This is a genomic window from Marinobacter sp. NP-4(2019) (assembly GCF_003994855.1).
In the GTDB taxonomy this organism is placed as follows: domain Bacteria; phylum Pseudomonadota; class Gammaproteobacteria; order Pseudomonadales; family Oleiphilaceae; genus Marinobacter.
Map to the genome: position 1 here is coordinate 296,984 of NZ_CP034142.1, position 20,589 is coordinate 317,572.

Below are 20,589 nucleotides of genomic sequence, written 5' to 3' on the forward strand. Positions count from 1 at the left end.
CTGAGCTTTGTTTTTCTTGCATCGCAGTCTAACGCCAAACTCGAGGGTAACTCCAGAAGCTACGGAGGCCACATCGATGTTCTCAGGCTACTCCTGCATGAGAGCATAGTAGTGGAAGGCTTGCTGAATATGTTCCCTTATCTGCTTGTCATCCCACGGCTTCGTCAGGAACTTGTATATTGCTCCCTCGTTGATGGCATCCGTGACGGATTTCAGGTCGGTGTAGCCAGATAGCACGATGCGCACGGTATCAGGATGGAGTGCCTTGACCTGGCTAAAGAACTCGGTGCCGGACATCTCCGGCATTCGCTGATCCGAAATGATCACCTGTACATGATTCTGGGCAAGCAGATCAAAAGCCTCATGCACACTGGTCGTCGATAGTATCCGGTAACCATCGCGTCGCAGGACTCTGGTTAGTGCTCGGAGAATGTTGGCTTCATCGTCGAGAAGAAGTAACGTTCTCTGCTCCTCTGCAGCGTCTGGTCCAGTATAGGGAAGTGGTGTTTTATTATAATGCGAGTGCAGGTATTCCAGAAGTTGCTGAAATGGTATTGGCTTAGAGTACGCAAAGCCCTGTAGCAAATCGCATTGATGCTTCCGAAGAAATGCTGCATGTGCTTCCGTTTCTACGCCCTCGGCTACCACTTCGAGGCCAAGGTGGTGGGCCATGGAAATGACCCCCTGTGTAATAGCAGCGTCGCTTCGGTTCTTGATGACGTTTTTAATGAATGACCGGTCAATTTTGATCTTGCTTGCTGGAAGCAGTTTGATATAGCTGAGACTCGAAAAGCCGGTTCCGAAGTCGTCAATTGCAACCTTAACGCCAAGATCACAGATTGTACGTAGCGTGCTGATGACCTGATCAGTGTCGAACAGTACTGCGGATTCCACGATCTCCAGTTCCAGACTTTCCGGTGGGAGTCCGGATGCTTTGAGAGCCTGCTTTACGATATCGGTAAATCCGGTTTTGCGCAGCTGGACCGGTGATACATTGACTGCCACGCTGCAGTGTCTGAACCCCTTGGAGTGCAAATGCACGGTATCGCGGCATGCTTGCTCCAGAACCCTCGTCCCCAACCCCATAATTTGCCCGGTCTCTTCCGCAAGAGGAACAAAATCGGCAGGGGAAACCAGCCCCAGTTCCGGGTGGTCCCAGCGGACCAGAGCTTCCAGCGATCTGGGATGACCCGTTCTCGCGTCAATTATGGGTTGATAGAACAATGTCAGGTTGTCGTTATCGATAGCGTCCTGCAGCTGATTTCTCAGCCTGACTCGGTAATTGGCCTCCGCATTCAGGTTTGTGGAATACCATTGGTAGGTGTTTTTTCCCAATTGTTTGGCCCGATACATTGCCATATCTGCTTGCTGTAATAGCTCCATGGGGGTGCAGATATCGCCGTCATCGGTGGTGATGCCAATACTGGCTGTAAGGTGAAGAGTATGGTCATTAACCCTGTAAGGAACAGAGAGTTCCCTGATAAGCTTTTCGACAACTTGCAATACGTCGTTGGTGTGCGCGAGGTCGGGAAGCAGGATAATGAATTCGTCTCCGCTGATGCGCGCCACGGTATCTCCCGATCGTACCATTTGGGCCAGACGCTTCCCGACCTCGGTCAATACCTTGTCACCCAAACGATGACCAAGAGAATCGTTTATCAGTTTGAAGCCGTCCAGGTCGACGAACAGAACGGCAACTTTTCGGCCATATCGGGACGCAAACTGGCATGCCTGGGTGAGCCGGTCCTCCAGTAGCGCGCGGTTCGGGAGGCCTGTCAGGACATCATGGCTGATATTATAGGCCAACTGATGTTCTGCAGACTTACGGTCCGAAATATCGTTCAGGACGCCAATGAAATGGGTCACCTGGCCTTTGTTATCCGGAATTGGTGCCAGGTATAAATCGTTCCAGAACGGGATGCCGTCCTTTCGATAGTTGCGTAGGACAACCTTAACCGGGCTCTGTTTTTTGAGTCCCTCACGTATTTCATTCAAGGCACCATCATTGAAAGGATCAGCGGTGGTCCCTTGGAGAAAGCGGCAGTTTTGTCCGAGAGATTCCTCCTTAGAGTAGCCGGTTATATGCTCAAAGGCCGGGTTCACGTAAATAATGGGTAAGTCCACAGCGTTTGCATTCGCAATCACGATACCATTGGTTGTGGATTCAATACTGCGCTTCAATAGGCGCAATTGGCGACTACTTTCAACCTGTTCCGTGATGTCGGTGAGCATCAGAAGTTGCAGAGGCTGATGGTTGATTTCAATGTCCCGGCTGATAATCTCAACCAGTATCCTGTTGCCCGAGTTGCTTTGGTGGCTCTCCAGTCTTGCCCCCTTGGTTAATAAAATGTCTTCCGAACTCAGAGAATCCGTTTGGTTATGACTGGTTCTCAAGTCGTCAAGACTCAGGCTGCATACAGAATCGTTGTCGTATTGATAAAGGTCCCGGGCAGCGCGATTCATCGAATGCAACTGCTCAGTGTCAGGGTGCATCAGACACATCGGGGCCGGATTGTTCTCGAACAACAAACGATAGTGAGCCTCACTGTTGGCAAGACTTTCTGTAGCTATCGCCCGATCAATGGCATAGCGGATGCTCCTGATCAGGGTATGACCATCCAGCATGCCTTTGACCAGATAATCAGTCGCACCGAGCTCAACCGCCCTGACATCCAGCTCCTCGTCGCCCTGACCAGTCAGCAGAATTACTGGAGTCGTAATGCCCGACCGTTTGGCGTCGCGAATAAGATCAAGTCCTGAATCCGGGCCAAGGCGTAAGTCGACCAGGGCTGCGGCATAGGTTCTGGTTTTCAGTGCTTCAAGTCCCGTACTGGCGGTGCTGTACCAGTCGAGGTTTGTGCGAACGGGGGCGATGTCTTGAAGCAGATCCTTTGTGATCAGGTAATCGTCTTCGTCGTCCTCGATCAGGAGGATGTTCAGTTCAGGATCAGATTTACTCATGATTATCCGCATTCCCGGGTAGACGGACGGTATCTACCCAATATTTCTTCAATGATTCGGCAACATCCAGCAATTCTGAGTACCGCGCCGGCTTTATGATGTAAGAATTTGCTCCCCGCTCATAACATTCATCGATATCTTCCTCGGCGCCGGAGGTGGTCAATACCACCGTCGGTACTTTTCTCAGGCTTGGGTCGGATTTGATCTCTAGCAGGGCTTGTCGCCCATCTTTCAGGGGCATGTTAAGGTCGAGCAGGATCAGGTCTGGTAATCCACGACAGGATTCCGGTGTCACAACCCCGGGTTCGCCGTTGAGGAACCGCATCAGTTCGTCACCATCCCGCACGAAGCAAAGGTGGCACTCTTTGCACCGCTCATCAAACGCATCCTGTATCAGCAGGCGATCATCCGGATCGTCGTCTGCAACGAGAACTAAGGGTGATACATCCTGATTATTCATCTTTTTCGAGGGCCTCCTTTCGGTTCGCTATAAACCGAATCCTGAAAGTCGTACCAGCATTCGGGGCGCTTTCCACTTCCACCGATGCGTTATGACGATCCAGTATTTTTTTGACGATGGCCATGCCTATCCCTGTGCCGGTGTACTCTTGCCTTTGATGAAGCCTCTGGAACGGGTGAAACAGCTTGTCCACATACTTCGGGTCAAAACCTATACCGTTGTCCTGAACCACCAGTGTCCACCCGTCCGGTGTCTCATTTTCAGCGTAGACCAGAATCCTCGGCGGCTGATTATTTGGATGAAATTTGACAGCATTACTCACCAGGTTCTGCAGCACTTGGCGGATCTGCGTCGGATCTCCGTGAATCGGGGGTAAGCCAGATATCTCCAGTACGGCGTTTTCCCGTGCAATCGTTGTCTCCATGTCCTGGAGAACATCCTGCAATATCTGGTTGGTATCGCAGTTGACGAAGGGTTTGGCCTTGGTTGTTACCCGGGAGTAGCTCAGCAAATCGAGAATCAACGCCTGCATTCGCATAGCGGCGGACTGCATCCGCTTGAGGTAGTCCTGATCCTGAGTGGTTAACCGATCCGACTTACTGATCAGGCGGTCAGAGAATGCCTGAATTTTTCTCAGCGGCTCCTGAAGGTCGTGCGAGGCAACAAACGCAAAGTCCTGGAGTTCCCTGTTACTGCGCTCCAGTTCCTGAAGTGTGGTTTCGAGTTTCTCCTGGGCTTCTTTGCGTTCGTTGATACTACGGTAATAGACGGACAGGCCCTCTTCGGACGGGTATGCACTGACTTCGAACCATTGCCTCAAGGGGGGGTAGTAGGCCTCGAAAGAGACCGATTCCCCGGTTTCCATGGCATATCGATACTGGTCATCGAATTCTGATCCGATGGCTTCGGGGAACCACTCCCAGATCGTCCTGCCCAAAAGTTCCTCGCGGCTTCTGCGCAGGGTTTCTTCTGAACGCTTGTTTACGTAAATGAATCGCCAGTCCTTATCCAGAGTAAAGAAGGAGTCGGTGATGCTTTCGAAGATCGTGGCTTGTCTTTCTGCGTATCTTCGAAGTTGTTCCGTGGCCTGGCGATTTCCGGTTATGTCCTGAAATGCACCTTGTAGCCTGGTAATGTTGCCTTTCGCATCCTTCACTGCGTGTCCAATTGTTCTTACCCAGCGAAGGCGCCCCATAGCGGTGCGGATTTGCAGCTCTTCATCGTATGGAACGCCGGTTTTGATGCAAAGCTCCACAGCCTCCTTGATCCGTTGCTGATGTTCCGGAATGTAATAGTGGATAGCCTCTTCAATGTCAGGCAGATGCCCTCTGGGAACTTCGTGTATATCGCACACGGCATCAGACCATAAGGTCTTTCCGGACGATATATCAACAATCCAGGCACCAACCTGGGCCAATTGCTCCGCGATACGAAGTAGAGCTTCACTTTCTTTGAGCTTTTCCTGAATGGCTTGAGCCTCTGTGATGTCCCGTGCCACGGTGTAGATCAGGTCATCGGCACTGAGGATGGCGTTGATTTGTAGCCAACGCTCCGTTCCATCTCTGTGAAGAGCGCGAACATAAAGGTCATTAACAATGTTGCCTGCTACGAGGGACCGAACTGCTTCAACGACGGCGTGTTTGTCGTCCTTGTGGATAAGTTTCAGGTAGGAAGTGCCCAAAAGCTCGTTTCTTTCATAACCCAGGGTTTCCACAAAACTCTGGTTCACCTCAAAAAAGTGACTATTCAGGTCTACTATGCAGAACATATCGGGGGAGAGAGAGAAGAATTGTTCTCGTTCGTGAGTGAGGATCTCCGCCGCCAGTTCATTGGAGACGTCACGACCTACGCAGAACAGGGCATCGTCATCCTTTGACCATTCTGCTGTCCAGGCAAGTGTAACCGTATGGCCGTTCTTATGCCTCAGGCGAGTTTTAAGATCTTGAGTCCTTGCATTTTCACCCGTCACCAGTCGCCTGATTTCGTCAGCAGCCGACGCTTTGTGCTCTGGCAGCAGTAATTGATCGTATCGGGTGCCAATCAGCTCTTGGGGGGAATAGCCGAGAACGGTTTTACAGGCAGGGCTGACGGCAGTGAACACACCTTCGTGACTGATAGAACAAAGGATTTCCCGGGAGAATTCCAAAATTCTTTCATGGGTGTGTCTGAGATGTCGTTCTTTCTCCAGGTGACGATTCAGTGTCTCATTGAGTGTGGACAGGCGCCGGGAGTGGTGGGCGGATTCACGCCAGAAAAAGTGGCTGAGCATCATCAGGAAACTCAGCCCCAGTCCGGTAAAGAGAATCAAGGGAGGAAGATAGAATTCATCACCATGCAATGCGCGGTCTGTTGTGAAAACTTCGATCTGCCATTCGCTGTCATGGTGGGTGTAGATATCCTGTGTCGCCAGCGAATGGCTGTCTTCAGGACGAGCCCCATCAGTGGAATCGAAAATAGTCTGCCCGCTGGATTTAACGAGTAACTCCAACGCCCCCCTTCTCCTTTGCTGCAGCTCGCTAAAGACTTCATTGAGGTTCATGGTTGCAACCACCAGCCAGGAGCGGTTTTGGAGCTTGGCGGAGGGAGCGGCAATGACAGCATACGACGTATCCGGCGAATCTTTTTCGGGTGTACTAAGGTGAGTGACGTTGGTTTCACTCACATGACGCAGCCAGGCCTGATTTTGTGGTAACCCCAGAAAGTCATGGATCCAGAAGCGGTCGTCCGGCGAACGTGACTCCGTCTTTACCGGTCGCATTTTCTGGTCGAGTATGGTGATCAGGCGAATCTCGGGAAAATCTCGAAAATAGCTATTCACTTCCTGCTGCCACAGGTGATCAGAGGGCAGGCCATCCACTAACTGGAATCGCTCGGCCAACCGCTGAAACAGGGCCAACTTGAGATTGACAGCAGAATCAGCGGCAGCCTGCATCTGGATCGCCAGGGTTTCGGCCCGCTGCTGTAGGTGTTCACTGGCATGCAAGCGCATGATGTACCAGGTAATCGTGGTAATGGTGATCCCCAGAACACCGACCAATACTAATCCCCGGGAAAACAGGGGGGGGTGGACTTATTTAAGTGGAAGAGGAAGGGGAGCGTCAGGCTTGTCAGTATGGCCAGGGGGCTGGCGACAATCGTTGCTTCCGGGATGCTGCCCAGGTTCATGAGAGCAAGCTGTGGATGCCAGTAAGATAACAGGGACAGGAGGCCGATAATCATTATTACGGGGGCTGCAATCAAGCCAACCAGCCACCCCCGGGTGAGGTGGATGGCGCTTAATACGCAAATAGCCATCACGCAAACGACAACAAAAACTGCCGGGCTGATATGGAACTTATCAAGGTAGTTGTGAACGGCAATTGTCGTGGGCAGGAGGTGGTGTATGGCTGCGAAAAAAAAAGCCATCACAATAATCGTCGCTGAAGTAACAGTCGCGACTATCCGTAACCTGAACAGAACCGCAAAAAGGGCAATACTGATGGCAATAGCCATCAAACCGCTGCCAGGGTTCAGCGTAATGCGACCAACAGCTCCATTGTGGAGAGTGGCTGCGTCAAACAGAACAGTGACGCCTATCGCCGCCAATGAGATCGACAATGCTAACGTCAGACAAAACCAGAAAGTGAGCTGACGTTCAGCCATTCAACACCTGCGGCCCTAACAGTCGAAGAATTTCGTCTGCCGTGGTCAGTCCATCCTTAAGTTTTTTCAATGCGTCATCCAGAAGAATTTCCATGCCTTGCTCCTGCGCGATATGTTCAATCTGCATCGCGCTGGCGCCTTCGGTGATGGCTATTCTCAAAGTTTCGTTCATGGTCAGCACTTCGTGAATTGCGACTCTTCCTTTGTAACCTTTGTGGCATTTTCCACAGCCCTTGCCCTGATAGAAGGTCAGGTTGGCACCCGTAAACTTTGGGCCAAGTTGGTCCAGAACTTCCATGGGCGGTGCAATCTCCTCGCGACAGCTCGAACAGATTCGGCGTACCAGACGCTGGGCAATGATGGCTTCAAGGGCTGAGGCCAACACGAACGGTTTGAGGCCCAAATCGAGCAGGCGAGCAACCGTCGCCGCTGCGGAGCTGGTGTGCAGTGTGGAATACACCAGGTGCCCGGTCATGGCGGCGTGGAATGCGACATCGGCGGTTTCCTCATCGCGGATTTCCCCCAGCAGGATCACGTCGGGATCCTGCCGCAGGATGGCCCTTAACACGCTGGCAAAGTTCAGCCCAATTCGCTCCTTTACCGGCACCTGGCCGGCCATGTCGACGTGGAATTCCACCGGGTCTTCAATGGTGACGTAATTGCGTTCCGGGGACGCATTGTGCTGCAGCAGGGCATACAGGGTTGTGGTTTTGCCGCTACCGGTAGGACCGGTGGCCAGAATAATGCCTTGGGGTTTGGCCACCACGTGCATCAGTCGTTTGCGGTTGTGCTCCGACAATCCCAGATCTTCCAGGGATTGCGCTGAGGACTGGCGTTCCAGAACTCGCATCACCACTTTCTCTCCATTAATAGTGGGGAGTGTGGAAATACGCAGATCGACAATCCGCATGGGTGTTTTTACGGTGATACGGCCGTCCTGGGGTTTGCGACGTTCGGTAATGTCCAACTCGGCCATGACCTTGATGCGCGATACCACGGACATCAGCAAGTTGGTGGGAATATGGATCTTGTCCTGCAGTACGCCGTCAATCCGGTAGCGAACCACCAGGGATTTGGTACGCGGGTGCACATGGATATCGCTTGCTCCCAGGCGCAGCGCTTCCAGGATAATGGCATTGACCAGGCGGATCGCCGGTGGTTCTTCGGAGCTACCGAGCAACTGTTCCAAAGATTCCTTCTCGGTATCTTCATCCAGAACAATCTCGATGCCCTCATAGGGATCGTCTGTGCCTACCTTGGTGGCGATCTCATCCAGGTCGTTGGTTTCTCCGAAAATTTCTGACAGCTTGGCCTGCATCTGCGAGGTTTCGCACAGCAGCGGATGGATCGTGTAGCCGGTCATGAAACCCAGCTCGTCGATAAGGTTTATATCCATGGGGTCGACCATGGCCAGTCTCAGTCGCTGACCCTGTACCCGCAACGGTAATACCAGCTGGCGAGTGCAGATCTTCTGGGGAACCAAAGAGAGGAGGCTGGGGTCCGGCTGGAATTCCCGCAGGTCAATTTCCTCGAACATCATGTCATCCCGCAGCATTTCGTACACCTTGCGGAAATCGACCCATTCGTGCTTGAGAAGCTGGCGCACCACGGGGGTTTTCTGACTTTGCATTTCCCGGTGCAATTGCTGGATCTGCTGCGGGTTCAGCCAGCCTTTCTTGTGCAGCAGGATCGCCAGTTGACTGCGGTTGGTGGCCGTCAGCTTGCTGATGGTTTCCAGATCCTTGCTTTGCTTTTCCGTTTGTTGTTCAAGTGAGCGGGTACGCTGGATCAGTTCATACTGTTCCAGCGCCAGGGCGATGGTCAGGCGAATGTCGTCATCGTTCCAGGGCTTGAGAATAAACCGGTACACTGCACCATCCTTGATGGACCCCATCACCGCGTCGGTGTTGGCCTGACCGGTAAGCATGATGCGGATGGTCTGGGGCCATCGCTCGCGCACGTCCCGTAGCAGTTCGCTTCCGTTCATGCCTGGCATCATGAAGTCGGTCATGATCAGTTCGACAGGTTGTTTCTCCAGAATTCGCAAGGCCTCTTCAGCATCGCGAGCAAACAACAGCTCATAGTTTTCGCGCTGGAATACCCGGCGCAATGAAGCCAGGATGTTGGGTTCGTCATCGACCAACAGTATCCGATAGGGCGCCTTTTTCTCTTCCTTTGGTTCCGATTCGTTGCCGTTCTCCTGGCCAAGGAACAGTGATGCGTAACGTTTCGCCATGGGAGGTCCTTATGTCGCCGGCAAGGTCAGGGTTACCCGTGTGCCTGTTCCTTCCCGGCTGTCTATCTTTATGGTGCCCCGGTGGGCGCGAACTGTGTCGCGGGTGACCGTTAGCCCGAGGCCTGTGCCGGAACCGACCGGACGAGTGGTGTAGAAAGCATCGAACACCTGGCTGCGACTGGCGTCGGGAATGCCGCAGCCGTTGTCCTGGATAGTAATGCCCACCTCATTGTCCCGAACGGTGGTTTTCACCAGGATGCGGCCCTGGCCTTTTTTCGGTTTGGCATCCAGTAGCGCATGGGCGGCGTTGTCCAGCAGGTTGTAAAGGCTCTGAGATAGGCGTCCCGGGTGACCGGAAATTTTGGGCAAATCGTCCAGCCTTTCCATTATGTGCAATTGATGGCCATGTTCAGTTTGGAGCAGGTGAATGGCACTGGTGAGCAATTCATTGACATCACACAGGGTGTAGTCGGCCTGATCGATGCTGGAGAAAGTTTTCAGGTCCGAAACAATGCTGGCAATACGCTTTGCTCCATCTACCGATTCCCCGATCAGGTCGTTGAAATCATCCAGCAGTTCACGGTTTGCTTCTGTATTGGGTAGAAGGCCTTGCAGGTCTTCCAGGTAGTCCCTTGCCACCCTCAGGTTGCTGGAGATGAAGCCGATGGGGTTATTAATCTCGTGGGCTACGCCCGCTGCCAAATGGCCGACGGATCTAAGACGGGAGCTTTCGTACAGGTCCTGTTGGGTCTGGCGGATGACTTCCACCTGTTCGTCGACACGTTGCTGCAGCTGGTCGGACAGTTCGCGATAGCGGGCTTCAGAGGCTTTCAGAGCCTCATTCTGTCGTTGAAGCTCGGCATAACTTGCCTCGGTGGTGTCGTGGTGGAGGTTTGCCGCCAACCGATATTTGGCGACAAACATCATCAGGAACGACACCAACTCGGACGCTGCCTGCCGTTCCCCCGGGGACGCACCGCCGGACAACCAGCCAACGGTTTCCAGGTTGAACTCGACGGCAACGGCGTCCTCCTGTCGGTGTGGCGTTATAGTGACAGATTTGCGGCACAGTGCGCTCAGGGCATGGTTCAGGCGCTGCAGCTGCTCTGCGGTCAGCAGATCATCCAGGGTGGGATCGTCTTCAAAATTACGCACGGGCCACCTCGTGGCTGGCACTTAGCCTGGTGATAAACAGGTCGCGGCCGATGCCGTGGCGGGCATCCAGATCGAACTCGCTATCGACCTCGGTGTAAAGTCGATCCAAAAGGGTTCGCAAGGTTTCGATGACACCCTGCCCCTGAAGGGCGGAAGCCATAATCAGTGGAGACCAGGGCGTGACGGACCAGCGCGCCTGCAGTTCAGTTTCATCCATCACGCCCGGAATGTCCCGCTTGTTGAACTGCACCACCAGCGGGAGTGTGTCGATGTCCAGACCGACTTTTTCGAGATTTTCTTCCAGATTGCCAAAAGCGGTGGCGTTATTGTCTTGCTGGCTGGGCTGTGAGTCTGCCACGAAGACAACGCCGTCCGCACGGGAGAGAACGGCTTTGCGGGTGCTGTCGTGCTGGACCTGACCAGGAACGGTGTACATTTTCAGACGCAGGTCGAGACCGGAATCGCTCTTCAGGCCGATGGGGAGCATGTCGAAGAATAATGTGCGGTCATCCCGGGTTTCGAGCACCATCAGTTCACCCTTGCGCTCCGGGTTCAGCAGAGAGTGCAATTGCATCAGGTTAGTGGTCTTTCCGCTCAGGGCCGGACCGTAAAACACCACCTTGAGGGCGAGTTTGTTGTCTTCCGGGGTATATTCAGCCATATTTTTTTAATCAAAGTCCCTTATCGCTGATGAGGACAGAGCCGTCTGTATCCCGCTTGACACGGGTAATACCTGGATTCTCTGATTCCAGCCTGAGCAATTCCCGCTCCCGCGCCCAGAGCATCTGTCTCTGTTCATGAATCTCCGCTATAAGCCGGCGGTTTTCGGTTTTTAACTCGTAAAGATCAATCGCGGATTTGATTGCGGCGACCACTTCGTATTCATCCCAGGGTTTTGACAGAAACCGGTAGACCTCCGCCTGGTTTATGGCCTTGATCATGGAGTTGCGATCGCCGTGGGCACTCAGTACAAGGCGCATGGCATCTGGTTGTCGTTGTTTGGCGAATTGGAGGTAAGTCACTCCGTCCGCAGTGGGCATCTGGTAATCCGAGACGATAACGGCATAATCATGCTCCAGCAGCCCCTTAAGCGCCGATTCAACTGTCTCGAAGGTGTGGACGTCCCAGCCTTGTGGCCTCAGTAGACGCTTGAGTGCGCTCAGGATGTTGGGCTCGTCATCCACCAGCTGGATCTTGATCATGATTTGTTCTCCGTTTCTTCGTCATCCGGACGGTGTACATACAGAGTGTAGCGGTATCCGTCCGGTTCTCCTTTTTCGAAGGAAGCGAGCTTATCGATAAGAGGGGCAGTCAGTTCCTTGCCCTCGTTAAGCAATAGCATGCCAGAGGCCGCGTACAGATTTTTTGCCAGCACCATGCCGGGCTTCACCCGCAGAGTGTCAAGCACCAGAATTTCCGGGTCATCGTGTTCCACGTCTGGAGCGACTTCAATGCAGACCTCCAGAAACTGGTCGGCGATCTCAGGGTCGTACAGGCGGTCCTTGTAACGCCTGATCAGTTTCAGGGTATTATCCCGTGATACCTTCCGTTCGAGGATCAGGCCATACTGCAACTCAATGAAATCCACAGCCAGCCGCAAGACACGGGAACCGTAGGGGATGTCCTGGCCTTGCAAACGTTCCGGCACACCATAGCCGTTCCATTTTTCCTGGTGATGGCGAATGATCCGTGCGGTTTCTTTCAGAGGCTCCAGGGACATTAGCAATTGTTCGCCGTTGACCGGGTATTTCAGATACTCCAGACGTTGGTCGCGACTTAGCAGGTCCGATGGTGCAAAGAACAGTTCATCGGGCCAGCCCAGTTTGCCGAGGTTATAGAGCGCGGCCGCCATTGAAAGATCCCGGGAGAGATCTTCATCAAGATTGTGGTACTCGGCGAAGGCTTTCACCATGGTAATGACCAGAGGGTTGGGCTGCTTGTGAATCGGCAGGCGTTTGGCGATCAGGTTCGAGAAAACCTCGGTGGTGGTTACATAGCTTTGTTTAAGCTCAGTGTACGCAGCTTCCAGCATGTCAGCCGTTTCTTTCAGTTCCTCCGTGCGAGCCAGCACCTTGTTTTCCAGATTGGCGTTGAGCGCCTTGAGTTCCTTGTTCTGCTTGCGTGTAAGTTTTTCCAATGCCAGGCGGCGACGTTCTGAAAACTGGAAAGCCAACGCCTGACGGACAATGAGCTTCAGCTCTTCGTCATCCCATGGTTTACTGATATATCGGTAAATCTGTCCTTCATTGATCGCCCTGATCGTGGAGGTGACATCCGCATAGCCTGTCAGCAGAATTCGAATACAGTACGGCCATTTTTTCTTGATCCTCGCAAGCAACGTCGGACCGTCCATGCCCGGCATCCGGGCATCGGAGATCACCAGATCGAATTTCTGTTCCTCCATCATGGATAGCGCGGCTTCACCAGATGTGGCCGTCTCCAGCTCGTAGGGTTCCTTACGAAGGATTCGCTGCAGGCTCCGGAGAATGTTTTCCTCATCGTCCACCAACAGCAGCCGAGCGGTAGTGGGCAGTGAATCGGCCATGATCAGACTCTTCCGTGATCCGTTTTACCATCGGTCGTGCGCTGGAGCTGTGACGCTGGAAGCGTGATCCTGAAACAGGTGCCTTCACCGGGAACGCTGTGAACGTCAATGCGCCCGTTGTGCTTTTCGATGATATTGAACGAGAGGGAGAGACCAAGTCCTGTGCCTTTGCCAATCGGCTTGGTTGTGAAGAAGGGCTCGAAAATTCGGTTGAGATTATCTTGCGTAATACCCTTGCCTGTATCCTCAACTTCGACGACTACCTTATCTTGCTGATGACGGGTTCTGATCGTAATGCGCCCAAAATCATCAATAGCATGCGCCGCATTGATCAGCAGATTCATCACTACCTGATTGATTTGCGAGATGATGCACTCCACCTCCGGGATGTCGGTAAACTCCTTGATAATCTCAGCCTTGTACTTCAACTCGTTATTCACCAGGTTCAGCGTGGTTTCGATGCCACGGTGAAGATCGGCAGGCTTGAACTCCTCCTCCTCAATGTGAGAAAAGTCTTTCATGGCGGAGATGATGGTTTTAACCCGCTCGATACCTTCCCGGGATTCCGCCAGCAAATCGTTCAGGTCATCCCGGAGGAAATCGTAGTCAATGTTCTGTTTGATTGCCCTCAAGTCGTCGATAGACGCAGCGGAATCCACCGCATCGGTGAGCCGAAATAAATCTGAAAGATAGGATTCCAGGCTTTGGAGGTTTGAGTAAACATAGCCGACGGGGTTGTTTATTTCATGGGCTACGCCGGCGGCCAGTTGCCCGATGGCTGCCATTTTCTCTGATTGCAGCAGCTGGCGATTTGCCTGCTCCAGCCTCTCGTTCAGCTTTTCCTGTTCCGGTGCGGAATGTCCTGTTTTTGGCATATACTGAGCCTGTTCGATTCCAATACTGTTATGCAGTGCGCAAGACCAGCCAAGGTGAGACGGATGAACCCATTTTGAAAGTTGTTTTGCGAAAATGTGAACTGATTCAAGTATAGAGCCTATGAAATAGTAACAACGTTATTTTTGGTATCTGGATTAAGGAATTAAGTTAATTAATTCATAAAGAGGTTTTGGTTTGCGCTCAGGCGTGGGATGTTTGCTTCTAACAGAGGAGGCTATATGCCTGGCAACAATGTGCAATATCGGTTTGAGTTCAGTGATGGCAGTGAGTGGCGATGCGAAGTGGCCATGGAGGTTGAGCGCCATAAACGCAGTGCTGAGCTTCCCGAGTGGACGCGTCTGGGATTTTGCCAGTGTAGTCACTGCCCATTATCAACGGATGAAGTAAGGTACTGTCCATACGCATTGGCGCTCCTGGAGCCGGCCAGGGCTACCGCTGACAGACCTTCCCACGAACCGGTATCTGTTTCTGTAAACGTGCGTGGCCGTGAAGTCCGCGCGGAAACAACCCTGCAGCGTGCAATGGGATCGTTGCTGGGGTTGATTGGACCTTTCTCGGGCTGTCCGGTGACAGCCATCCTTCGACCAATGGCCAGACACCACCTCCCCCTCAGTTCCCCTGAAGAAACGGTAGTCCGTGCTTTTAGCACCTATTTGTTGGGGCAATATCTGCGGGATCAGCACAACAAAAAAGCGGATTGGAGCCTACAGGGTCTGCGCCGGATATATGCGGACTTGCGGCAATTGAATCTCGGAATGAGTCAACGACTCAGAGCGAGTCAAAGCGAGGATGCAGGAGTTAACAGTTTCGTTCTGTTGGATTTGCTGGCTGCCGACGTTGGTTACGCTCTGGAGCAATACGAGGGCGAACTGGATGAAAGCTTCAGTGAGTTTTTGTCTAATGCTTAAATGAGAGATTGAGCATGTGGCTTAGTCCTGCTTTCAGATAGTTAGGCTTTCGGAGCGTAGAAAAACAGTCGCAATCCCAGCAGGATGCTGGCGGATGTCAGCCCGCCCGTGAGCCCCACCCAGAACCCCGCCGCTCCCATGGCCGGTACCAGCCAGTCGGTAAAGGTCAGCGCGTAGCCCAATGGCAACCCCACCAGCCAGAACGAAAACAGCATGATAAACATGGGAATGCCGGTGTCCTTATAGCCCCGCAGGGCACTGATACAGGTGACCTGAATGACGTCGGCAATCTGGAACAGTGCCGCGAACATCAGCAGACTGACCGTCACCTCCCTGACCGCAGTATCGCTGGTGTACAGTGCGGCAATCTGCTCCGCAAAGGTGAACAACAGGGTGGCAAACACCAGCGCAACGGTCGCTGCGAGGATCAGTGAGCTGCGGGAAATCAATCGTGCAGTGTCAGGCGCCCGCGCACCGACAAGGAAGCTGACCCTGAGCGTCAGGGCCATGCCAATACTCAGCGGTAGCATGAACACCAGGGACACCACGTTGAGGGCAATCTGATGGCCAGCGACCACCACCGGGCCCAGTGGTGCCAGGAAAAGGGCGATGACGGAGAACAGGCTGGCTTCGACAAAAATCGTGAAGCCAATAGGCACGCCGATTTTCAGGATGTAGCGAATGCCCGCGGGATCCGGTTTTACCCGGTCGGCGAGCAGGTGAAAACGCCGGTACACTTCGCTGCGGTTCAGATACACCAGCAACGCAATGGCGGCGACACCGTTGGATAACGAAGTGGCCCAACCACAGCCCACGCCCCCCATGGCTGGCAGCCCCAGCTTGCCATAGATGAAGATGTAATTCAGTGGCAGGTTGAGCAGGGTGCTCAAGACCGCAAAGGCCATAATCACACGGGTATGTCCCAGACCATCGGTCAGTCCCCGCAAGGCGGTCATCAGCAACAGGGCCGGCACACCCCAGGCAAAGGCGTCGAGATAGCCCTGGGTGATGCTGGCGGTATGGGGTTCCAGGTTGAGTCGGTCCAGAACGGGATGCACGTGGGTCAGTAGCAGGATCATCACCACCGAGCCGGCGGCAGCAATGTAGAGCCCCTGCCACGTGGCGGGCATGATCCTGTCGGTGGTGCGGGCGCCGTTGTAGCCGGAAATGATGGGCTGCAGGGCGCCCAGCAATCCCATGAAAAACAGGAACAACGGCATCCAGAGGCTGCTGCCGATACCCACTGCCGCCAGGTCTTCGGCACTGGCATGACCCGCCATGACGGTATCAATCACGCCATTGGCCATCTGTGCCAGTTGCGCGATCAGAATCGGCCCGCCCAGTATTGCCAGGGTTCGCCACTCAGTGAGAGTCCGCTGGATCAGTGGTTGTCGGCTGGCGGGTAGGGGCTGATGGGTCTCGTCCATGGGGTGTGATGCTGCCTTGACGGTTTGGGAGGTTGAACCGGTGTTGTGTCAGTGGGCATGGTAACCGAACAGCGTCGTCACCGGCATACCGCTTTTCCGGTATAGGCGAATGGTCGTGCATGGCTGTACAGCCCCGGGAGCGAAGCGGTAAAGTGCCGCTTTTCTGAACAACTGGCGTCGGGTTTATGGGTCTTCTGGTCTTTGTAACGGTTCTCTGGGCATTCTCTTTCAGCCTGATCGGTGAGTTTCTCGCTGGTCAGGTCGACAGTGACTTCGCCGTATTAACGCGGGTTCTGCTGGCGGCTCTGGTGTTCCTGCCGTTTACCCGTTGGCGCGGTGTCGCTACAGGCCAGAAACTGGGTATCCTGGTGACCGGCATGCTGCAGTTTGGCATTACCTACCTGTGTCTCTACCGGTCTTTCAGCTATCTCACGGTGCCGGAAGTATTGCTGTTCACAATCTTTACGCCGTTGTATGTCACTCTGATTGATGATGCCATGTTTCGCCGGTTTTCGCCCGTGGCTTTGCTGGCCGCCGCCGTGGCTACGCTGGGTGCCGGTATTATTCGCTACGATGGCTTGAGTCAGGATTTCATTACCGGCTTCCTGCTGTTGCAGGTGGCCAACTTTACGTTTGCCGCCGGGCAGGTGGGCTACAAGCATGTCATGCGTCATTACCCGTCTGAGATTCCCGCTTTCCGTACTTTCGGGTATTTCTTCTTCGGTGCACTGCTCATTGCATTGCCCTCATTCCTGATTTTTGGCGACAGCAGCCGGCTGCCGGAAACCGGTCTGCAATGGGGCATTCTCGCGTGGCTGGGGCTGGCGGCCTCCGGTGTTGGCCTGTTTCTGTGGAACCGGGGGGGTGTCATGTTGACGCAGGCACTCTGGCGATCATGAACAACGCGCTGGTACCAGCGGGATTGCTGGTTAACCTGTTGATCTGGAACCGGGATGCTGACCTGATGCGGCTGGCCCTCGGGGGCGCTGTGATTGCGGCTTCCCTGTGGCTCAACGCCCGCTTTCATCCCCGGGCCCGTCTCGCTATTACGTGAACTTTCGAACTAAAAGTTTTCCGTTACTGGCCGATAACATTGGTAACCAGACAATGGTAGTAGCCTTTGGTAGAGCTGTGATACTAATCTACCTTGCAACTATCTGGTTAAAAACTGCTGCCAAAGCGCCTAAATAGACGGATGTCGATATGAGAAAAAACCTGCCGGTTACCCAAAGGGAAGTGAGAATGCGTGAGGGCGGTCGCCTGATCACCACCACTGACCTGAAAGGGGTTATCACCTACTGCAACGATGAATTTGCCGAGATCAGCGGTTTTAGCCGCGAGGAGCTGGTTGGTCAGGCCCACAACATCATTCGCCATCCGGATATGCCGCAGGCCGTATTCAAGGGTATGTGGGATTACCTGAAAGCTGGCAAGGCCTGGATGGGGGTGGTAAAGAACCGAGCCCAGTCCGGTGACCATTACTGGGTGAGTGCTTACGTTACACCGATTAGTGTGAATGGACAGGTTGTGGGTTACGAATCGGTTCGTGTTCCCCCGACCCGGGAACAGGTCAGCCGCGCAGAGAATCTGTACAAGCGCATCAACGCGGGACGTTCCATTGTTGGCATTCAGAGCCGGATCGTTTCCATACTCAAGTCCGGCTGGCCATTTTTGCTGTCCCTGGCGTTGAGCCTGGGTGCATTGGCCATGGGTGAAAAAGCACTGGCTGCTGCCATGATCGTTGCTGGCCACGCCATCGGGGCGACGTTTGTTTTCAAATCCGTGACCGGTCGTTTGAATCAGATTCTGAAGCTTCGCGCGGATGCGTTCCGTGATCCCGTGGTGGCCCGGACATACAGTGACGAGAGTGGCCTGTTCTCCCAGCTTTCGATGGTATTGCTGAGCGAAGACGCTCGTATTCGCACCGCATTGGCCCGTATTGAGGATCAGGCGGAACTATTGTCGGCGCAGGCCGAAGCATCCCATGGATACATCACTGAGGGTGCCAAGGCCATCGCCCGGCAGCGCGCGGAAACCGACCAGACGGCGTCTGCAATCAACGAAATGACTGCTTCCATTCAGGAAGTCGCGGAAACGGTTAACGCTAATGCCCGCGATGCTGAGGAAGCCAATAGCTTTGCCGCCTCGGGCAGCAAGCGTAGTGAGGAGGCGCTCGAAGCCATTGAGCAACTGGTGACGCGGGTTAACGGTATCGGTGAGGTGATCGGCCGACTGGGCGAATCCACCAACAGCATCGGGGAAGCCGCCAATCTGATCTCCGACATTGCAGACCAGACCAATTTGCTGGCACTTAATGCGGCGATCGAGGCAGCCCGTGCCGGAGAGCAAGGGCGGGGCTTTGCGGTGGTAGCGGATGAAGTCCGCACCCTGGCCAGTCGGACCCGGGAGTCGACCGTGAAGATCCAGGAAGTCATTGACGATTTCCGCCAACAGGTTGAACAGGCGGTATCTGCAACCCGTGATGGTGAGGAAGTGGCTGGCCAGGGGTTGGCAAAAGTCCGCGAGGCAGAAACCTCATTGCGGGACATTGTGTCGGCCATCCAGAACATTTCCGACAGCTTTATCAGCATGTCCGCGGCCTTTGAAGAGCAAAGCCACGTATCGGATGAGATCAATCGTCAGATTGTGAGCATCGCGGAACTGGCGGATAACAGCACCGAGCAGGCCAACTCCGCCCAGGGCAGCAGTACAAAACTGAGTGAAATGTCACACGGATTGAAAGACCTGGTGTCACGCTTTGTAAAGTAAAAACGGTTGGTTAGCATACCGGGCGCGTCGAGCTGTCATGTGCTGCGCCCCGGTTAACTGGCATCCACCTGCGACTACTGGCAAAATCCTGCCCCAATTGCCGGAGGCTGTCTCCGGCAAATCCAAATAAAATGATTCCTCAGCCAAAAGCACAGGATGAAAACATGACTGACAATAATCCGGCTGCAGCCCCACGTGGCATGTGGTCTTCACGGCTGGCCTTTATTCTGGCCGCGACCGGTTCTGCCGTTGGCCTTGGTAATATCTGGAAGTTCCCGTATGTGACCGGTGAGAATGGTGGTGGTGCCTTCGTACTGGTTTATCTGTTGTGTATCGCCATCATCGGTATTCCCATCATGATGGCGGAAGTATTCATCGGTCGTAACGGTCGCCATAACCCGGTGACCAGTATGCGATTGGTGGCGGAACGTAATCTCAGTTCGCCAGCCTGGCGTGTTTCGGCGATTGTCGGTGTGCTGGCGGCCTTCATTATTCTTTCCTTCTATTCCGTGATTGGCGGCTGGGCTGCTTCCTATATCGGTCACGCAGCCACCGGTGATTTTACCGGCCAGGATGCGGATGCCATTGGCGCACTATTCGGTGATCTGCTCGCCAGTCCCGCTCTGTTGCTGGCATGGCACACCCTGTTCATGGCGTTGATTATTTTTGTGGTCGCGCGTGGCCTCAAGTCCGGTCTTGAGCGGGCGGTCACTATCCTGATGCCGGCGCTGTTTGTGCTGTTGCTTCTGGCGGTTGGTTATGCGGCAACGACCGACGGCTTTGGCCAGGCAGTGAGCTTCCTGTTCACCCCCGATTTCAGTGCACTGACCGTCAATGGCGTACTGATAGCCCTGGGGCATGCCTTCTTTACTCTGAGTCTGGGTATGGCGATCATGATGGCTTACGGTTCCTATCTCAGCCGTGACGTTTCCATTGGCCGAACTGCCGTGACCGTATCCATCATGGACACGGTGGTCGCGCTACTGGCCGGTCTGGCCATCTTCCCGGTGGTGTTTGCCAATGGCCTGGAAGCCGGTGCCGGCCCCGGCCTGATCTTCCAGACCCTGCCTCTGGCGTTTGGTCAGATGCCCTTGGGTAGCCTGTTTGGGACGTTGTTCTTTGTGCTGCTTCTGTTCGCAGCGTGGACGTCCGGAATCTCCTTGCTGGAACCGGTGGTTGAATGGGTCGAGGAAAAGTTGTCCATGGGCCGTGTGGGTAGTGCTATCCTGGTCGGCGTTGCCTGTTGGCTGCTGGGTATCGCTTCGATACTGTCCCTTAACGAGTGGTCTGGTTTTGCGCCGCTGGGTATGTTCGAGCGCTTTGAAGGCAAAACCATCTTCGACTTGCTGGATTTCTTTACCGCTAACGTCATGCTGCCGTTGTCCGGCCTGCTGACGGCGGTATTTGTTGGCTGGTTTGTCGCGAAAGAGTCCCTGAAGGCGGATCTGGCGCTGGAGAGTGGCAGCTTTGCCCTCTGGTATAATCTGATCCGTTTTGTGACACCGATTGCGGTGGCCGTTGTGTTTGTTTACAACCTGACGGCGTAAGACAAGAGGGCAGGCCAGCCGGCCTGCCCTCTTGTTTCCCCT

The 20,589-nt window shown here is 54.0% G+C and carries 14 protein-coding genes and 1 pseudogene; 4 read left to right on the forward strand and 11 right to left on the reverse strand.

The features are described from left to right. Nucleotides 1–87 precede the first annotated feature (87 nt). Genes EHN06_RS01340 through EHN06_RS01385 form a run of 10 tightly spaced genes read right to left on the reverse strand, consistent with a single transcriptional unit; the run spans nucleotide 88 to nucleotide 13,784 of the window. Nucleotides 88–2,961, reverse strand: coding sequence for an EAL domain-containing protein (locus EHN06_RS01340; RefSeq protein WP_127329474.1), 2,874 nt, complete (start codon nucleotides 2,959–2,961; stop codon nucleotides 88–90). Continuing rightward, nucleotides 2,954–3,421, reverse strand: coding sequence for a response regulator (locus EHN06_RS01345; protein ID WP_127329476.1), 468 nt, complete (start codon nucleotides 3,419–3,421; stop codon nucleotides 2,954–2,956). Before EHN06_RS01345 ends, EHN06_RS01340 begins: the two co-directional genes overlap by 8 nt. Further along, complete coding sequence (locus EHN06_RS01350) at nucleotides 3,414–6,458, reverse strand: PAS domain S-box protein (RefSeq protein ID WP_127329478.1); 3,045 nt, start codon at nucleotides 6,456–6,458, stop codon at nucleotides 3,414–3,416. The genes EHN06_RS01345 and EHN06_RS01350 overlap by 8 nt, the downstream gene beginning before the upstream one ends. 2 nt (nucleotides 6,459–6,460) lie before the next feature. Continuing rightward, a complete protein-coding gene (locus EHN06_RS01355) occupies nucleotides 6,461–7,063 on the reverse strand; it encodes a hypothetical protein (protein ID WP_127329480.1) in 603 nt (200 codons plus the stop codon). Then, entirely contained in the window at nucleotides 7,056–9,299 is a 2,244-nt protein-coding gene (locus tag EHN06_RS01360; protein ID WP_127329482.1) for an ATPase, T2SS/T4P/T4SS family, read from the reverse strand. The genes EHN06_RS01355 and EHN06_RS01360 overlap by 8 nt, the downstream gene beginning before the upstream one ends. A 9-nt stretch (nucleotides 9,300–9,308) precedes the next feature. Continuing rightward, nucleotides 9,309–10,454: a sensor histidine kinase gene (locus EHN06_RS01365; RefSeq protein ID WP_127329484.1), complete on the reverse strand. Its 1,146-nt coding sequence runs from the start codon at nucleotides 10,452–10,454 to the stop codon at nucleotides 9,309–9,311. Beyond that, nucleotides 10,447–11,115 (reverse strand): GTP-binding protein, encoded by a 669-nt coding sequence (locus tag EHN06_RS01370; RefSeq protein ID WP_127329486.1) that lies wholly within the window; start codon nucleotides 11,113–11,115, stop codon nucleotides 10,447–10,449. Before EHN06_RS01370 ends, EHN06_RS01365 begins: the two co-directional genes overlap by 8 nt. A gap of 10 nt (nucleotides 11,116–11,125) precedes the next feature. Continuing rightward, nucleotides 11,126–11,656 carry a response regulator gene (locus EHN06_RS01375; protein WP_127329488.1) on the reverse strand — a complete coding sequence of 177 codons (531 nt, stop codon included), beginning with the start codon at nucleotides 11,654–11,656 and terminating at the stop codon, nucleotides 11,126–11,128. Next, nucleotides 11,653–12,999, reverse strand: coding sequence for an HD domain-containing phosphohydrolase (locus tag EHN06_RS01380; RefSeq protein WP_127329490.1), 1,347 nt, complete (start codon nucleotides 12,997–12,999; stop codon nucleotides 11,653–11,655). The genes EHN06_RS01375 and EHN06_RS01380 overlap by 4 nt, the downstream gene beginning before the upstream one ends. Nucleotides 13,000–13,001: 2 nt before the next feature. After that, entirely contained in the window at nucleotides 13,002–13,784 is a 783-nt protein-coding gene (locus tag EHN06_RS01385; protein WP_228257382.1) for a sensor histidine kinase, read from the reverse strand. Between the two features lie 330 nt (nucleotides 13,785–14,114). Here EHN06_RS01385 and EHN06_RS01390 point away from each other — a divergent pair, with 330 nt between their 5' ends. Further along, entirely contained in the window at nucleotides 14,115–14,804 is a 690-nt protein-coding gene (locus EHN06_RS01390) for a DUF6901 family protein (protein WP_127329494.1), read from the forward strand. A 41-nt stretch (nucleotides 14,805–14,845) separates the two neighbouring features. Here EHN06_RS01390 and EHN06_RS01395 read toward each other — a convergent pair whose 3' ends face one another. Beyond that, nucleotides 14,846–16,231: an MATE family efflux transporter gene (locus tag EHN06_RS01395; RefSeq protein WP_127329496.1), complete on the reverse strand. Its 1,386-nt coding sequence runs from the start codon at nucleotides 16,229–16,231 to the stop codon at nucleotides 14,846–14,848. 185 nt (nucleotides 16,232–16,416) lie between these two features. Between EHN06_RS01395 and EHN06_RS01400 the strand changes: the two are divergent. The 3 genes and pseudogenes from EHN06_RS01400 to EHN06_RS01410 all read left to right on the forward strand — a co-directional run bounded on the left by EHN06_RS01400 (nucleotide 16,417) and on the right by EHN06_RS01410 (nucleotide 20,547). Further along, a pseudogene (locus EHN06_RS01400) lies at nucleotides 16,417–17,285 on the forward strand (carboxylate/amino acid/amine transporter). 149 nt (nucleotides 17,286–17,434) lie between these two features. Further along, nucleotides 17,435–19,000 (forward strand): PAS domain-containing methyl-accepting chemotaxis protein, encoded by a 1,566-nt coding sequence (locus EHN06_RS01405; protein WP_127329498.1) that lies wholly within the window; start codon nucleotides 17,435–17,437, stop codon nucleotides 18,998–19,000. Between the two features lie 164 nt (nucleotides 19,001–19,164). Beyond that, on the forward strand, nucleotides 19,165–20,547 hold the full coding sequence (locus tag EHN06_RS01410; RefSeq protein ID WP_127329500.1) for a sodium-dependent transporter: 1,383 nt from the start codon (nucleotides 19,165–19,167) through the stop codon (nucleotides 20,545–20,547). Nucleotides 20,548–20,589 lie beyond the last annotated feature (42 nt).

What these genes read in the sequence shown, in the direction of transcription:
- EHN06_RS01390 (WP_127329494.1), top strand. Translation starts at nt 14,115, where the DNA reads ATGCCTGGCAACAATGTGCAATATCGGTTTGAGTTCAGTGATGGCAGT.
- EHN06_RS01410 (WP_127329500.1), top strand. Translation starts at nt 19,165, where the DNA reads ATGACTGACAATAATCCGGCTGCAGCCCCACGTGGCATGTGGTCTTCA.
- EHN06_RS01375 (WP_127329488.1), bottom strand. Translation starts at nt 11,656, where the DNA reads ATGATCAAGATCCAGCTGGTGGATGACGAGCCCAACATCCTGAGCGCA.
- EHN06_RS01380 (WP_127329490.1), bottom strand. Translation starts at nt 12,999, where the DNA reads ATGGCCGATTCACTGCCCACTACCGCTCGGCTGCTGTTGGTGGACGAT.
- EHN06_RS01385 (WP_228257382.1), bottom strand. Translation starts at nt 13,784, where the DNA reads ATGGCAGCCATCGGGCAACTGGCCGCCGGCGTAGCCCATGAAATAAAC.
- EHN06_RS01405 (WP_127329498.1), top strand. Translation starts at nt 17,435, where the DNA reads ATGAGAAAAAACCTGCCGGTTACCCAAAGGGAAGTGAGAATGCGTGAG.
- EHN06_RS01355 (WP_127329480.1), bottom strand. Translation starts at nt 7,063, where the DNA reads ATGGCTGAACGTCAGCTCACTTTCTGGTTTTGTCTGACGTTAGCATTG.
- EHN06_RS01345 (WP_127329476.1), bottom strand. Translation starts at nt 3,421, where the DNA reads ATGAATAATCAGGATGTATCACCCTTAGTTCTCGTTGCAGACGACGAT.
- EHN06_RS01370 (WP_127329486.1), bottom strand. Translation starts at nt 11,115, where the DNA reads ATGGCTGAATATACCCCGGAAGACAACAAACTCGCCCTCAAGGTGGTG.
- EHN06_RS01340 (WP_127329474.1), bottom strand. Translation starts at nt 2,961, where the DNA reads ATGAGTAAATCTGATCCTGAACTGAACATCCTCCTGATCGAGGACGAC.
- EHN06_RS01395 (WP_127329496.1), bottom strand. Translation starts at nt 16,231, where the DNA reads ATGGACGAGACCCATCAGCCCCTACCCGCCAGCCGACAACCACTGATC.
- EHN06_RS01360 (WP_127329482.1), bottom strand. Translation starts at nt 9,299, where the DNA reads ATGGCGAAACGTTACGCATCACTGTTCCTTGGCCAGGAGAACGGCAAC.